This is a genomic window from Aeribacillus sp. FSL K6-1121 (assembly GCF_038003725.1).
Lineage (GTDB): Bacteria > Bacillota > Bacilli > Bacillales > Aeribacillaceae > Aeribacillus > Aeribacillus composti.
Window position 1 is genome coordinate 362464 of record NZ_JBBOPS010000001.1, and the last position, 15332, is coordinate 377795.

16 protein-coding genes and 1 pseudogene are annotated in these 15332 nt (G+C 40.1%); 15 read left to right on the forward strand and 2 right to left on the reverse strand.

The genetic code is table 11. The annotated features are described in order from the left end of the window. The first annotated feature begins 140 nt into the window (after positions 1-140). From nadB to yajC, 14 genes and pseudogenes are all read left to right on the forward strand, one after another. Positions 141-1682: an L-aspartate oxidase gene (nadB, locus tag NSQ61_RS01795; protein ID WP_340805767.1), complete on the forward strand. Its 1542-nt coding sequence runs from the start codon at positions 141-143 to the stop codon at positions 1680-1682. Continuing rightward, positions 1679-2524: a carboxylating nicotinate-nucleotide diphosphorylase gene (gene nadC / locus NSQ61_RS01800; RefSeq protein WP_340805768.1), complete on the forward strand. Its 846-nt coding sequence runs from the start codon at positions 1679-1681 to the stop codon at positions 2522-2524. The genes nadB and nadC overlap by 4 nt, the downstream gene beginning before the upstream one ends. Next, positions 2521-3633, forward strand: coding sequence for a quinolinate synthase NadA (nadA, locus tag NSQ61_RS01805; RefSeq protein ID WP_340805769.1), 1113 nt, complete (start codon positions 2521-2523; stop codon positions 3631-3633). Before nadC ends, nadA begins: the two co-directional genes overlap by 4 nt. Before the next feature lie 297 nt (positions 3634-3930). After that, a pseudogene (gene safA / locus NSQ61_RS20200) lies at positions 3931-4078 on the forward strand (SafA/ExsA family spore coat assembly protein); the annotation flags it as partial. A gap of 1158 nt (positions 4079-5236) precedes the next feature. Continuing rightward, positions 5237-5977 carry an NAD(+) synthase gene (nadE, locus tag NSQ61_RS01815; RefSeq protein WP_066249550.1) on the forward strand — a complete coding sequence of 247 codons (741 nt, stop codon included), beginning with the start codon at positions 5237-5239 and terminating at the stop codon, positions 5975-5977. A 95-nt stretch (positions 5978-6072) separates the two neighbouring features. Beyond that, positions 6073-6741: a YhcN/YlaJ family sporulation lipoprotein gene (locus NSQ61_RS01820; protein ID WP_339230345.1), complete on the forward strand. Its 669-nt coding sequence runs from the start codon at positions 6073-6075 to the stop codon at positions 6739-6741. A 110-nt stretch (positions 6742-6851) separates the two neighbouring features. After that, positions 6852-7577, forward strand: coding sequence for a YebC/PmpR family DNA-binding transcriptional regulator (locus NSQ61_RS01825; RefSeq protein WP_144597700.1), 726 nt, complete (start codon positions 6852-6854; stop codon positions 7575-7577). Positions 7578-7814: 237 nt separating this feature from the next. Continuing rightward, complete coding sequence (locus NSQ61_RS01830) at positions 7815-8324, forward strand: BofC C-terminal domain-containing protein (protein ID WP_235600442.1); 510 nt, start codon at positions 7815-7817, stop codon at positions 8322-8324. 100 nt (positions 8325-8424) lie between these two features. Next, positions 8425-9033: a Holliday junction branch migration protein RuvA gene (gene ruvA / locus NSQ61_RS01835; protein WP_066249544.1), complete on the forward strand. Its 609-nt coding sequence runs from the start codon at positions 8425-8427 to the stop codon at positions 9031-9033. Positions 9034-9043: 10 nt separating this feature from the next. Beyond that, positions 9044-10045, forward strand: coding sequence for a Holliday junction branch migration DNA helicase RuvB (gene ruvB, locus NSQ61_RS01840; protein ID WP_066249540.1), 1002 nt, complete (start codon positions 9044-9046; stop codon positions 10043-10045). After that, positions 10042-10242 carry a DUF2905 domain-containing protein gene (locus tag NSQ61_RS01845; protein WP_063387970.1) on the forward strand — a complete coding sequence of 67 codons (201 nt, stop codon included), beginning with the start codon at positions 10042-10044 and terminating at the stop codon, positions 10240-10242. Before ruvB ends, NSQ61_RS01845 begins: the two co-directional genes overlap by 4 nt. 23 nt (positions 10243-10265) lie before the next feature. Beyond that, complete coding sequence (queA, locus tag NSQ61_RS01850) at positions 10266-11294, forward strand: tRNA preQ1(34) S-adenosylmethionine ribosyltransferase-isomerase QueA (protein WP_063387971.1); 1029 nt, start codon at positions 10266-10268, stop codon at positions 11292-11294. 39 nt (positions 11295-11333) lie between these two features. After that, on the forward strand, positions 11334-12479 hold the full coding sequence (gene tgt / locus NSQ61_RS01855) for a tRNA guanosine(34) transglycosylase Tgt (protein ID WP_063387972.1): 1146 nt from the start codon (positions 11334-11336) through the stop codon (positions 12477-12479). Positions 12480-12500: 21 nt separating this feature from the next. After that, on the forward strand, positions 12501-12770 hold the full coding sequence (gene yajC, locus NSQ61_RS01860; protein ID WP_063387973.1) for a preprotein translocase subunit YajC: 270 nt from the start codon (positions 12501-12503) through the stop codon (positions 12768-12770). A gap of 44 nt (positions 12771-12814) precedes the next feature. Here the strand turns inward: yajC and NSQ61_RS01865 are convergent, their stop codons facing one another. Together NSQ61_RS01865 and spoVB are read right to left on the reverse strand one after the other, a co-directional pair. Next, complete coding sequence (locus tag NSQ61_RS01865; protein WP_066249537.1) at positions 12815-13204, reverse strand: TIGR04086 family membrane protein; 390 nt, start codon at positions 13202-13204, stop codon at positions 12815-12817. Positions 13205-13327: 123 nt separating this feature from the next. Continuing rightward, positions 13328-14908 (reverse strand): stage V sporulation protein B, encoded by a 1581-nt coding sequence (gene spoVB / locus NSQ61_RS01870; protein WP_340734015.1) that lies wholly within the window; start codon positions 14906-14908, stop codon positions 13328-13330. A gap of 99 nt (positions 14909-15007) precedes the next feature. Between spoVB and NSQ61_RS01875 the strand changes: the two genes are divergently transcribed. Beyond that, complete coding sequence (locus NSQ61_RS01875; RefSeq protein ID WP_066249531.1) at positions 15008-15301, forward strand: post-transcriptional regulator; 294 nt, start codon at positions 15008-15010, stop codon at positions 15299-15301. Positions 15302-15332 lie beyond the last annotated feature (31 nt).

Genomic DNA, 15332 nt, shown 5'->3' on the forward strand with positions numbered 1-15332 from the left:
CAAAATCAAAGTATATCAATTGTTTTCGCCCCTCTCTATTCAAGCCTTAAAAATTTTGTGAAAAATTCCTCTTGTCAATATTGTATTTTTGTGTAAATATATGTGTCAAGACATGTGTAAATTTACAAGGGGGGTTGTTGATGACCCATTATGATGTCATCATCGTCGGAAGCGGTATTGCCGCATTAACGGTTGCAAGCGAATTATGTGAAAAAATGAACATATTAATGATTACAAAAACGATGAAAACTAGTTCTAATTCTCATTTAGCTCAAGGTGGAATTGCATGTGCCATACATGAAAATGATCATAGCTGCCTTCATTATGAAGATACATTATATGCTGGGCGCTACCACAATAAAAAGGAAGCAGTTGAGCTGCTCGTACAAGAAGGAAAGGAAATTATTTCATCCCTTATGGATGAGGGCTTTCCATTTGACAAGGACGAGCAAGGAAATGTGGATTTAGGAAATGAAGGGGCGCACTCCTTTCGCCGCATTCTCCATGCAGGAGGAGATGCGACGGGAAGGAAAATGGTAGAGCATTTTTTGAAAAAAATAACAAACCGGATAACAATCAATGAATATCAGTTTGTTTGTGATGTCGTTGTAAAGGACGGAAGGGCAGTTGGCATTATTACCAAAACAGCAGATGAAAATATACATGTCTATACAGCCTCCCATATTATTTTGGCAACCGGCGGCTGCGGTCAAGCTTATGAATGGACATCCAATCATCCGAACGCAACGGGAGACGGACTTGCCATTGCTTTTCGGGCTGGATGCAGGCTGATCGATATGGAGTTTACACAGTTTCATCCAACAATGCTTTATATAAACGGGACATGCAGAGGATTGATTTCTGAAGCGGTCAGGGGTGAAGGCGCTGTATTGATCGATGAAACGGGGCAAAGATTTATGAGCGAAATTCACCCATTAGGTGATTTGGCTCCTCGAGATGTTGTTGCCCGCGCAATTTATCGTAAATATCGGGATGGACATCAAGTTTATTTGGATATTTCAGAAATTCAATTTTTTTCCGAACGTTTTCCGACGATTGCTGAGATGTGTCGGCAAAATCGGGTAAATTTGAGCGAGAAGAAAATTCCTGTAGTGCCTGGCATGCATTTTTTAATGGGCGGAATTGAAACCGATTTAGTCGGCAGAACGAATATCGATCGGCTTTATGCTGTAGGCGAATTGGCGTGTACTGGTGTCCACGGGGCAAATCGTCTAGCATCAAATTCTCTTTTAGAAGGTCTTGTATTCGGAAAAAGGATTGCAAAATTTATACTGGATCAGCGGCTGTCTTCACAGGAGAGTTTTGGGGATTTCCATTGGAACGAACATGAAAAAACAGAGGTTCCAGAAAAAGGAGAAATACGCAAAATATTGACAAAATGGGTTGGAATCGAACGGACGCATGGAGAACTGTCATGGGCTGTTTCATGGCTGAAGCGATATGTCAAATATTTTCCATTAAATGCTATAAGCTATTCAATTGAAGAAATCGAACGGATTAACATGATCACAGCCGGATATTTAATAGCTAAAGGAGCTCTTTTACGAAAGGAAAGCCGAGGCGGCCATTTCAGGATCGATTATCCAGGGGAAAAACCTGAATGGCTGGAAAAACGAATTGTACAAACAAACGAGCAAAGGATAGGGGCGGTTGAAACATGAATCAAATAAAACTCGAGCAGGCATTGAAGCAATTTTTTATGGAAGACATAGGAGACAATGATTTGTCCAGCGATGCGATTTTCTCAGAAAACGACCGAGGATCGGGCGTCATAAAAGCAAAACAAAGCGGAGTTTTTTGTGGAGAAAACGTGGTGAAAACCGCTTTTTCGATGTTAAACCCCAACCTTGAAGTTCACATGTTTGTAAAAGATGGACATGAGCTGACAGCGGGGGAAAAGATTGCCGTCATAAAAGGTTCTATTCGTTCCATCTTACAAGGAGAGAGAGTAGTGTTAAATCTGCTACAGCGAATGAGCGGGATCGCAACTTTGACAAAACAAGCGGTGCTGACGTTAAATTCAACGCATACAAAAATTTGTGATACAAGAAAAACAACACCTGGGCTGAGAATGTTTGAAAAGTATGCTGTCCGCATAGGGGGAGGATATAATCACAGATTTGGTTTATATGACGGGGTGATGATTAAAGACAACCATATTGCCTTTTGCGGTTCGATTACAAAAGCAGTTGAAAGGGCAAGAAATCGGGTCGGTCACATGGTAAAAATTGAGGTGGAGGTTGAAACGGAAGAGCAATTGAAAGAAGCAATTTCAGTACATCCCGATATTATCATGTTTGACAATTGCCCGCCTGAACAAGTGAAAAAATTTGTTGATATGACTCCGCCTGATATTATCACAGAAGCTTCAGGCGGAATTACGTTAAAAAATTTAGCGGATTACAAAGATACAAATGTTGATTTTATATCGCTTGGGTTTATTACCCATTCAGCACCTTCAATAGACATTAGTTTATCTTTTTCGGGGAGGAATGAGCTATGAATCTTTTTGAATTGTTGGATGCTTCAAAAACAGAAATGATGCCTGAAGATTATAAACATCGATCTGTGGAAGAATTGGAAAAACGTGTGACAGAAATTAAAAAGAAATTCGGAACAAGACTGATGATCCCAGGTCATCATTATCAAAAAGACGAAGTGATCCAATTTGCCGATGTAACAGGAGATTCGTTAAAGCTGGCACAAATAGCGCAAGAAACAAAAGATGCCGAATATATTGTCTTTTGTGGTGTTCATTTTATGGCAGAAACAGCAGACATGCTGACATCGCCTTATCAAAAGGTGATTCTTCCGGATATGAGAGCTGGCTGTTCGATGGCGGATATGGCAAATATTAAACAAACAGAAGCCGCTTGGAGCAAGCTACAAGAGCTTTTTGACGACACGATTTTGCCATTAACATATGTCAATTCATCAGCAGAGATTAAAGCTTTTGTCGGTAAAAATGGCGGAGCAACGGTAACCTCCTCAAATGCTGAAACGATGCTGGCTTGGGCGCTGAAGCAAAAAAAGAGAATTTTGTTTTTACCTGATCAGCACTTAGGGAGAAATACTGCCTTTAAACTAGGTATTCCCCTTAATAAGATGGCTGTCTGGGATCCGATTGAACAAAAGCTGCATTATGATGGAAAAAGGGAAGATGTCGCCATCATCTTATGGAAAGGCCATTGCTCAGTGCATGAGAAATTTACAGTAAAAAATATTGAACATATTCGCAGTAAATATCCCGACATGAAAATTATCGTTCATCCTGAATGTACATTTGAGGTTGTTCAGATGGCCGATTATTCGGGATCCACGAAATATATTATTGATACGATTCAAAACTCCCCGAAAGGAAGCAAGTGGGCAATCGGAACAGAAATGAATCTAGTGAATCGGTTAATACAAAATAATCCCGACAAAGAGATTCTTTCTTTAAATCCATATATGTGTCCGTGTTTAACAATGAATCGAATTGATCTGCCCCACTTAGTTTGGGCGCTGGAATCAATCGATAAAGGAAAAATAATTAATCAAATCATTGTGGATGAATCAATTAAAGAGTATGCAGTTCTTGCATTAAATCGCATGCTGGATCATAGCTCATAAAAAGGAAAAATATTGCAATTGCCCATATGCATGCGGGATAGCAAAAGTACGAAGAACAATTTGAATGCCTGGGGTCCTCCTCGGGTATTTTTATTTTTGTAATTTTTGCAGCATAAATCAGCAGCTGTGTACTGATATCGATATCAATTGGCTTTTAAAAAAGAGGATCGTTTTTCTTAGCCTTCATTTTTAAATCATAATCCCACTAAAATTTGCATAAGTTGTGATGAAGAAGATTTATGAATGTTTTGATTCGAAAGTTGTATAGGCAGTACGTTTTCACAGGAGGGGGAAACAGTGAAAATCCACATTGTTCAAAAAGGCGATACACTATGGAAAATTGCTCAAAAATATGGAGTCGATTTCCAGGAGTTAAAAAAGTTGAATTCCCAATTGAGCAATCCTGATCTTATTATGCCAGGAATGAAAATAAAAATTCCAACTGGTGATGTGCCAATTAAAAAGGAAGTGAAACATGAATTAAAGAAAGAAGTGCCAAAAGTAGCTTTTAAAAAGGAAGCAAAGGAACATCCTTTTGCAGAGGAAAAACCTGTTGCTCCTATTGAGACGGAGGAACCGGAAGCAAAGGAGAAGCCGTCTAAGCCATATGTGCCTCCCGTTCCAAAAGTTTATCAGCCTTACTATCCGAAAAAAACTGATGTAAGCAATTATTTTATGCTCAATATGCCGATGATGAATATCCATGAAGAAGCGGAAAAGGCTCCAACGCATCCCTATGCTTCAAAAGATTCCAAACCGCAGCTTCCGAAAAAGCCTGAAAATGTGTTTCATGAAGTTTTGGGTAAAGGAGAAGAAAATAAAGAGGAGGACAACAAAGATATGACGAATCCGCAATTTTCGAATGTCAATCCATATTATGGAGCCCAATGGCAGCCTTATTACGCGCCTGTCTGGCCAAATATTCCGAACCCTGCCCCGAATCAATTTGTAAGCCCACAACAATATGGCGAAGATTTTGATGATGATGAATATGATGAAGCGCATGGTTACGAAAACGTTGCACCTAATATTCCGCCCAATATTCCGCCTAATGTTGCACCTAACATTCCGCCAAACGTTTCACCAATACAATACAGTCCGCAACCCGTAGTTCCATATGTACCATATCCTGTTCTTTGTCCACCGTTTCCATTCTTAGGATGCCATCCGGTATCTCCTGTATATCCAGGATCAGGATTGGCGCCGACACCTTATGCTGCACCTTATGGAATGCCGCACGGTCAATGGGTAAGCCCGGAGGCGGCGGAAAATCAAGAATTTGCAGAGAATATACCTCATACTGGAGCTTTTCCGAGTCATCAGGATGACTGCGGCTGCGGAGGTCCTGTACCTTATGGATATCGAGCGGCTCCATTTGTACCATATGGAATACCGCATTACCCTTATGCTGTGCCTTACTATGATTATAACCAGTTCGTTGCACCGCAAGATGAAGAAGATGAAGATTAATTTTATTGGAGACGATGATAAAAATCGTCTCTTTTTTCTTTGAAAATTTCATGACATGATTTATTTTTCGTAAAACACAATATGATACAATAGATAATAAAAAGAAATGATGCTAAGGAAGGTGCATGACATAATGCAGGAAAAAATTGCAAAATTAATCGAATGGCTTCAAAATCAAGTAAAAAACGCAGGATTAAACGGTGCAATTGTCGGAATAAGCGGGGGAATAGATTCCGCCGTAGTTGCTCATCTCATTAAGCGAGCGTTTCCTGAGCATTCGCTTGGCCTAATCATGCCATGTAAAAGCAATCCGAAAGATCAAGAAGATGCTTTAAAAGTAGTGAAAAGCTGCAACATTGATTATATGGTGATCGACTTGACCGAAACTCATGAAACGCTTTTTCACGCCATTCAAAAAAATATTCAAGCTAAAAACGATTGGAATGAAGAAGCAGCAAGATTAGGCGACGCGAATACGCGCGCGCGGCTCAGAATGACAACATTATACGCTGTGGCAAACAATTATCGTTACATGGTTGTTGGCACAGATAATGCAGCTGAATGGTATACGGGCTATTTTACGAAATACGGAGACGGCGGTGTAGACCTTGTTCCTCTTGTACATTTTACAAAAGGCGAAGTAAGGGAAATGGCAAAAATTTTAGGAGTTCCGGATGAAATTATTAATAAAGCTCCAAGCGCCGGTTTGTGGGAAGGACAAACGGATGAAAACGAAATGGGAACAACATATGATATGATTGACAGATTTTTAAAGGGAGAGGAAATTCCTGAGAAAGATAAAGAAATCATTGAAGCGCTGCATAGACGTTCTGAGCATAAACGAAATTTAGCGGCAGCACCGCCAAAATTTTAATTAATTGCCGGGAACTAACAGCAATAAACCTCCCCTGATAGAACAAGCTATTGATGAGCTATTATGCTCAAATTGTTTTTCAGGGGGTTTTTTCATTGAGAAAATCAGTTTCCGCAGCTATTGCCCTTTCTTTTATGACAATTGGTCTTGCGGCGTGCAACAACAATAATGGTGCATTGGATGACCGTGATCGAAATGGTGCAGCACCAATTGGCTACTATTCAGCTGATCGGGATCGCAATTTTGATTACGTTGATAATGATGGACCGATCACTGAAATGTTTGACGGCGGAATGGATGACAATGATATGCTCCGCGATGCAAATGACCGCAATAGAGACCGCTCGCTGACAGTCAACGATAGAAGAAACAACGGCTTCCAAAGAAGCGATGTCAATTATCATAATCATTTACGGGATGTGGGCTCGAATAATGCTCAATTAGCCGAACGAATTTCTGATCAGGTAAGCCGGCTCAAAAACGTGCAGGATGTTGATACGCTCGTAACAAATGACAGGGTTGTAGTAGCGATCAATACAACTGATCGAAACGAACAGGACGTAAAAAATCGAGCCAAACGAGTTGTATCAAGACTGGCTGGAAATAAAAGCATCCATATTGTAACAGACGAGGAAACTTTTACTCGCGTGCGAAACATTAATAATAACTTGAATAACGGTACGGATGTAGGGGAAGATATCCAACGTCTATTCAATGATATTGGAGAAGCAGTAACAGAGCCTTTTGACGGAAATAACCGCTAACGAGACAGGGAGAACTCCTCCCTGTTTCTTTTGTGAAGAACAATTTTTCCCGCTAAATAAAATATGTTATATTAAAAATCGAGATTTGTTAATGAGAGGGGATTTTTAGAATGGCAGGACATTCTAAATGGAAAAATATTCAAAGAAGAAAAAATGCCCAAGATGCGAAGCGGGGCAAAATTTTTATGAAATTGGCAAAAGAAATTTATGTTGCGGCTAAACAAGGCGGAGGAGATCCTGACGCGAATCCGAGCCTCAGACTTGCCATTGACAAGGCTAAAGCTGCCAACATGCCGAACGATAATATAGAACGAGCAATTAAAAAAGCGACCGGCAGCCAAGATGGAGCCAACTATGAAGAAATTACATATGAAGGATATGGCCCCGGCGGTGTCGCTGTAATGGTAAAATGTCTGACGGACAATAAAAACCGTACAGCAACAAGTGTTCGCACTGCCTTTAATAAAAACGGAGGAAACTTAGGAGAAACTGGTTGTGTATCCTATATGTTCGAACGAAAGGGATATATTGTTATTGATGGTAACGGAATTGAAGAGGATGACTTGTTTCTTGAAGCAATTGACGCTGGAGCAGAAGAATTAGAAGCGTCTGGTGAGGCGTTTGAAATTTATACCGCTCCTGAAAATTTGAATAATGTAAAAACCGCTTTAGAAGAAAAAGGATATAAACTGGAAACAGCGGAAATCACATGGATTCCTCAAACGTACACGCAACTAGATGAAACAACAGCTGAAAAAATGTACAAATTAATCGATGTCCTTGAAGATGACGACGATGTCCAAGAAGTCTTCCATAATATGCAGGAAGATGAGTGATTGAAAATTTATTGATATTAACGATTAAAAAATCTAACAGCCGAAAAAAATGAAATTGTTAAGTTATCCATTTTACTTTTTCTAATTGAAACGTATTAATATACAAGCATGCCATGATATACAAGGTAGTTGCCATAATATGTAATAAGATGAAGAATCAGGACTAAGGGTTAAAACTTCTCATGATGGCTACACTAAATAAAAACAAATGTGTTATAAGTTCAGGAGTGGTGGCATGTGAAAAAGGTATTTTGCCTCTTTTGTTATACTTTGATGATCTTAGCTTTTTGTCATTTCCATCCTGAAGCATCTTTCGCAAATGCGAATCATCATTCCTCGACAGTTGAAGTCATCTTGAGAAGAGTTTATCTTGATGGCGAAGTGAGCGAAGAGGTCAAAACAGAACATCATCATTCTATCGCAGATGTAATTGCGAAATATCAAGATTGGCAGGTTGTTCGTCAGGATGGCGACGAAATTGTCTTTCAAAAGCAAATTGATGACCTCTCTCCTTTATTAAAAACAAATGGTTTTTTCGGTATTATGGAAGACGGGACTTTGTCGATTTTTAACGGGAAGCCTGACGCAGACAATGAAGTCATTCAGTCTTTTTTCCAGATCGATATAAAAAAACTGGAAAGCTATCGCCACCTGCAACTAAAAAGAGGAATTCCCGTAAAAAATAAAGAGAATTATTTAAATGTCATCAATACCTTTAAAGCTTATTCTGCTGATGAATTCAAATAAAAGGACCGATGCTTTTGGCATCGGTTTATTTTTGCAGTTCTTTCCCTGACGGAGCGAGTTCTTTATGTTAAAATAGGTTAAGTGATGAGAGGTGAACGCAGTGATTGAGTTTATCCGCGGAGTTGTAGATCATATATCAATAGATTCAATTGTGATCGATCGGAACGGAATCGGCTTTCAAATTTTCACTCCCAATCCTTTCAGCTATCAAAAACATATAAAAAAAGAAGTGACAGTTTATACATATCAATATGTAAGGGAGGATCTCCTCGCTCTGTACGGATTTTCAAGCCGTGAAGAAAAGACTCTCTTTTCCAAGCTTTTAAACGTAACAGGAATCGGTCCGAAGGGTGCTCTGGCGATCCTGGCTTATGGGGATGCAAAGCAAGTAGTGGAGGCCATTGAAAATGAAGATGAAGCATTTTTAGTAAAATTTCCTGGTGTCGGAAAGAAAACAGCGAGGCAAATCATCTTAGATTTAAAAGGGAAGCTCGTCGAATTCGTTTCAGAACCGTCTTCCAACATGTTAGCTAATCAGGTACAAACAGACCAAAAACATAGCAATCATTCGCTTATGGAAGCGATCGATGCACTGAAAGTTTTAGGATACAGTGAGAAAGAGATAGCAAAAATCAAGCCGTCATTGGAAGGTGAATCGCTCTCAACTGATCAATATGTGAAAAAAGCATTGAAACTGCTTTTGAAATAAGGTGATAGCAATGGAGGAAAGAATTGTTGCAGGCGAAGCTGAAGCGGGAGAAAAAGATTTTGAATTCAGCCTTCGTCCTCAATCTTTCGATCAATATATCGGTCAATCAAAGATTAAGGAAAACTTAAAAATATTTATTGAAGCGGCAAAGATTAGAGAAGAAACGTTGGATCATGTTCTTTTATATGGACCTCCAGGGCTCGGGAAAACAACACTTGCAACGATTATCGCAAATGAGATGGGGACGAATATCCGCCATACTTCAGGGCCCGCGATTGAACGGCCGGGAGAATTAGCGGCTATTCTCACTTCTTTAGAACCGGGGGATGTTTTATTTATTGATGAAATTCACCGGCTGCATCGTTCGATCGAAGAAGTCTTGTACCCAGCGATGGAAGATTTTTGTATAGATATCGTCATTGGAAAAGGATCAAGCGCCCGTACGATCAGGTTGGATCTGCCACCGTTTACACTTGTTGGTGCAACAACTAGAGTTGGCTTATTAACTGCTCCTTTAAGGGATCGATTTGGTGTGTTAAGCCGCTTGGAATATTATCAAGAGCACGAGCTCTCAAAGATAGTCAAACGAACGGCCAATCTGTTAAATATCGAGATTGAAGAGCAGGCAGCCGTTGAAATAGCCAGAAGATCGCGGGGAACGCCAAGAATTGCGAACAGACTTCTTAAAAGGGTCAGGGATTTTGCGCAAGTGCTCGGATTTGAAAAAATCAGCGCCCATCTTGCTGAAGACGCCTTGGAGCGTTTGCAAGTGGATAAACTTGGATTGGATCATATCGATCATAAACTTCTTTTAGGGATCATTGAAAAATTCCAAGGAGGACCCGTTGGAATTGAGACCATTTCAGCGACAATCGGTGAAGAAGCGCACACAATTGAAGATGTTTATGAACCGTATTTATTGCAAATCGGTTTTATTCGGCGAACACCGAGGGGAAGAATAGTAACAGATCTTGTGTATAAACATTTTCAAATGGAGGTGCCGAAAAGATGACGGAATTTCCAAAGCTATTGATGGTGCTTGGCGGTATTTTGCTTTTTATCGGCTTATTTATGCAAGTTGTCGGCAGACTGCCAGGAGATATCGTGGTAAAAAAAGGGAATTTCACCTTCTTCTTTCCGATTGTCACATGCATTGTCATTAGTTTGCTTTTAACGTTCATTTTTTCTTTTTTAGGACGGTTTAAATAATGGACAGAAGCTAGGTGAACAGGATGAATATCGAATTATTTGACTTCGAATTGCCAGAGGAGCTGATTGCCCAAACTCCGTTGAAGGAGAGGGATGCTTCAAGATTAATGATTGTTGATAAAAAAAGCGGAGATATTACGCACAGCAGATTTAAAAGCTTAATTGAGTATGTATCTCCGGGTGATTGCCTTGTTTTAAATGATACGCGGGTCATGCCGGCCAGATTGTACGGGGTGAAAGAAGAAACCGGGGCCAAAGTGGAAGTTTTATTGCTAAAAGAAAAAGAAGGGAATGTTTGGGAAACCCTTGTAAAACCTTCAAAGCGAGTCAAAGTAGGGACAACATTAAATTTCGGAAACGGCCTTTTAAAAGGAACATGTGTAGGAACTCTTGAACACGGCGGTAGAATCATTGAATTTCAATACGAAGGCATTTTTTTGGAAATTTTGGATCAGCTTGGGGAAATGCCATTGCCCCCATACATTAAAGAGCAGCTTGATAATAAAGAACGATATCAAACCGTTTATTCCCGAGAAATTGGTTCAGCAGCTGCACCGACTGCAGGTTTGCATTTCACAGATGAAATACTCGAAAATATAAAAAATAAAGGGATTCATATCGCTTTTATAACGCTGCATGTCGGGCTTGGGACATTTCGTCCAGTCAGCAGCACAAACATTACAGAACATAAAATGCATGCGGAATTTTATCAAATGACAGAGGGAACGGCCCGCTTATTAAATGAAGTAAGAGAAAAGGGAGGACGTATTATCGCAGTCGGTACGACTTCAACTAGAACGCTGGAAACAATTGCTGGAAAACATGGAGGCAAATTTGTCGAAGAAAGCGGTTGGACAGACATTTTTATTTATCCGGGCTACAATTTTAAAGGAATAGACGGACTCGTTACAAATTTTCATCTTCCTAAGTCTTCTCTGATCATGCTTGTCAGTGCGCTGGCTGGAAGAGAAACAATTCTTCGCGCGTATGAGGAGGCTATAAAGGAAAAATACCGTTTTTTCAGCTTTGGAGATGCCATGCTGATTATTTGAAACAGAATAGAGGTACACTGAATAAAGGAGGGGCTTTCATTGAATAAGCCACCTATTCGATATGAATTGATCAAAACATGCAAACAAACAGGCGCCCGCCTTGGAATCGTACATACACCTCACGGTTCGTTTGAAACTCCGGTGTTTATGCCTGTGGGAACATTGGCGACCGTCAAAACTATGTCACCGGAGGAATTAAAAGAAATTGGCGCAAAAATCATTTTGAGCAATACATACCATTTATGGCTCCGACCAGGGGAAGATATCGTTAAGGAGGCAGGAGGTCTCCATTCTTTTATGAATTGGGATGGAGCGATTTTAACCGACTCCGGCGGATTTCAAGTGTTCAGCTTAAGCGAATTCCGGCGAATTGAAGAAGAGGGAGTATATTTTCGCAATCATTTAAACGGGGACAAGCTGTTTTTATCTCCAGAAAAAGCAACTGAAATCCAAAATGCTCTCGGATCAGATATTATAATGGCATTTGACGAATGCCCGCCTTACCCGGCATCATTTGATTATATGAAACAATCTGTAGAACGAACCTCCAGATGGGCTGAACGCTGTCTAGCAGCTCACAAAAGAGAAAATGAACAAGGGATGTTTGGAATTGTACAAGGCGGCGAATATGAAAACTTGCGGAAGCAAAGCGCACGCGATCTTGTCTCGCTTGATTTTTCGGGATATGCGGTTGGTGGTCTTTCTGTCGGTGAACCGAAAGAAGTGATGAATCGTGTGCTAGAATTTACCGTGCCTTTATTGCCAAGCGACAAACCTCGTTATTTGATGGGGGTCGGTTCTCCAGATTCACTGATAGATGGAGCGATTCGGGGCATTGATATGTTTGATTGCGTGCTTCCTACTAGAATTGCGCGCAACGGCACCTTAATGACATCAACAGGTCGGCTTGTCGTAAAAAATGCGAAATATGCGCGCGATTTCGGTCCATTGGATGAATCTTGTGATTGCTACGTTTGCCGAAATTATTCACGTGCTTATATCAGACATTTAATTAAAAGCAATGAAACATTTGGGATTCGATTAACATCTTACCATAATCTCTATTTTTTGATAAAATTAATGGAGCAGATTAGGGAATCAATCCGTGAAGACCGTTTAGGAGATTTCCGAGAAGAATTTTTTGAACGGTACGGATTCAATAAACCAAATGCGAAAAACTTTTAATGCTTAGAAAGGGGTGAAGAAATGTCGGAGAATTTTGTAGCAACAGTGCTGCCTTTTGTGCTGATGATTGCTATTTTTTACTTTTTGTTGATCAGACCTCAGCAAAAAAGGCAAAAGCAAATCCGTGACATGCAGGCAAACTTGAAGAAGGGTGATAAAATCGTAACGATTGGCGGTTTGCATGGGACGGTTGATTCATTGGATGAAGATAAAATCGTCATCCGTACGGGAGACGGCTCCCGCTTAACTTTTGACCGAAATGCTGTGAGAGAAGTCGTAGAACAATCATAGTTCTACAAAAAACAGGGCTGACTTAAATGTCAGCCTTTTTCTTTTTAAGCCTGCCGTTTTGGCGACGAAATATTGACTCCCAGCATTCCTCCAACTATTGAAGTGATTAAAAATCCACCGTGATATAATAGCGATTCTAGCGAAAGCGTTTTTCCGTAACCTAAAAATTGAAACAACAACACAATTCCCGTGTAAGCAACCGCTGTCGCACCGCCTAAAAGCCACCCTTTTTCTTTACCTTTTCCGCCAGCTATAAAACCTCCGATAAAAACGGCTAAAAAACTTATAGATGTGATGACCCAAAAGAGCGAATCTTCTGTTAAACTAGTAAATCGTAATAAAATAGATAAAAGAAAACTGGAAATCAAAGCAATGATCAAAATGGTAAAAACACCGTAAAATACAGCTTTCCCCCACCGCTTTGCTTCAATCATCCATTCATCTCCTCCCATGTTCACCCGTACAAGGGTAATCACTTTTATACAAGCATATTCATAAAAAAAAGATTTAGAATTAAAATTGCCAGATCAGGGTGAAAGGAATGAAACGGATAGATTTTAACGATTTTTCTGCATCGGAATAAAGATTGCTATATACGGACCGATTAGGGGAATTCGCTTTACTTCTTCCTTTTCGACTAGTCGAAAGATGATGAGAAACAGACTGTAAATAACTGTTGTGATCATGCATGCATACATTAACTTTGGCAGCAAATGCAGTTGTTCCAATAAGATATCGTAAATATGATAGGAGATCCAACCTGTTAAGAATATGGCTGCAAAAGATAGAACATAGTCTCTTAAATAAATTGTGAACTTAAACACTTTCAGCACCGTTGCATAATGAAGAAGAGTAACGATCATAAACCCGCTTATAATGGCAAGAGCTGCGCCGATAATGCCGAGCTGCGGCCTAGTTGCGAAAACAAAAATGAGCGCTGTTTTTAAAATGGAACCAATTAAACTGTTGGTCATCGCTGCTTTTGCTAAATTTAATGCTTGCAATGCTGCTTGCAGTGGACCTTGGAAATAATAAAAGATGAAAAAAGGAGCCATAACTTTCACATAGATGGCAGATTGAGCATTTCCATACATAAAGATCATGATCGGTTCAGCGTACACGTATAAAATAACAACTGCTAGTCCGCCTGTAACAAGCGAGAGCCTTAAAGCTTGCCTCAGCCGATATTCTGCTAATCGAATCCTTTTTTGGGCAATCGCTTCGCTTAATGCGGGCACTAATGATGTTGACAGCGAAAAAGTGATGAAAGAGGGAAGCATTAATAAAGGAAGCGCATACCCCGTCAATTCCCCATATTGTTTTGTAGCTAAAGATGAATGAACTCCGGCGATCAGTAAACTGTGTGAAACAACGATCGGTTCGAGAAACCATGAAATGTTGCCGATAAATCGGCTGCCGGTTGTCGGCAGGGCAATTTTCATGAGCTGACTGAATGTTTCTTTTCCCTTTTTTAACGAACGGAAAAACGATTTTCTCACTCGAATTTGCTTTTTGAAACGGAACGCTATTAGTAAGTAAAGTAAGGAAGCAAGTTCTCCAATTGCTGCCGCAACAAAGGCGCCAGCGGCTGCATATTCGATTCCGTAAGGCAGCATAGCTTTTGTACAAACGGCGATAAAGGCGATTCTGACCGCTTGCTCAAGCACCTGGGAGAATGCCGCAGGCGTCATGTTTTGTTTTCCTTGAAAGTAGCCTCTCAAAACAGAGGATACAGCAATAATAGGAATTACAGGAGTGATGGAAATCAAAGGAAAGAATGTTCTTGGGTCTGTAAGCAATGTTTCAGAAATATATGAGGCGGAAAACAACACAAGCGGTGCGATGATAATGCTTAAACTGCACGTAATTGTTAAAGATACAACCAGTATTTTTTTTACCTTTTTGCTGTCTCCTATTGCATCCGCTTCCGCGACCAGCTTGGAGATGGCAACCGGCAAACCGAGCTGTGTAGCTGCTGCGACAAGGCCAAACGTAGGCATCGCCATCATGTAGAGGCCAACCCCTTCTTCTCCAATCATTCTGGCTATGACAATTCGATTAATAAAACCGAGAATTCTTGTGATGAGGCCTGCCGTCATTAAAATGAGCATTCCTTTTAAAAAGGTTTGCTTCGGCATTTTTCTCCCTGCCTTCTCAAAAAACTTGATATCATATACAATTACTATATGCAGACTCGAAGTACAGGCATGACAACCTTTTAAGAAAGGAGCATAAAAGTGGAGAACTATTCGGTAGATGCCTATCGCAAGTATTTAAGGCCGTTTTTGAAAAGCAAGCTCGAAGAATTCCGGCTGTATGGATACGATAAAATGACAGAGGATGAATTGTGGGCTTTTTTGAAAAGAAAAAAATGGAAAAAAATTGAGGGTGTCAGAGTACATCGGTTAGTAGAAGGGATTATGTCAGTGAAAGTGTCCGATTTCATGAATTATACGACCATTGAGTTTATGAAAGATGCAAAATGGTTAGATAGTAAAGAAGGACAAGAAATATTAAAAGAATTAACCTAAAGATGATAAGGCGATGTTTCGCACATAAGCT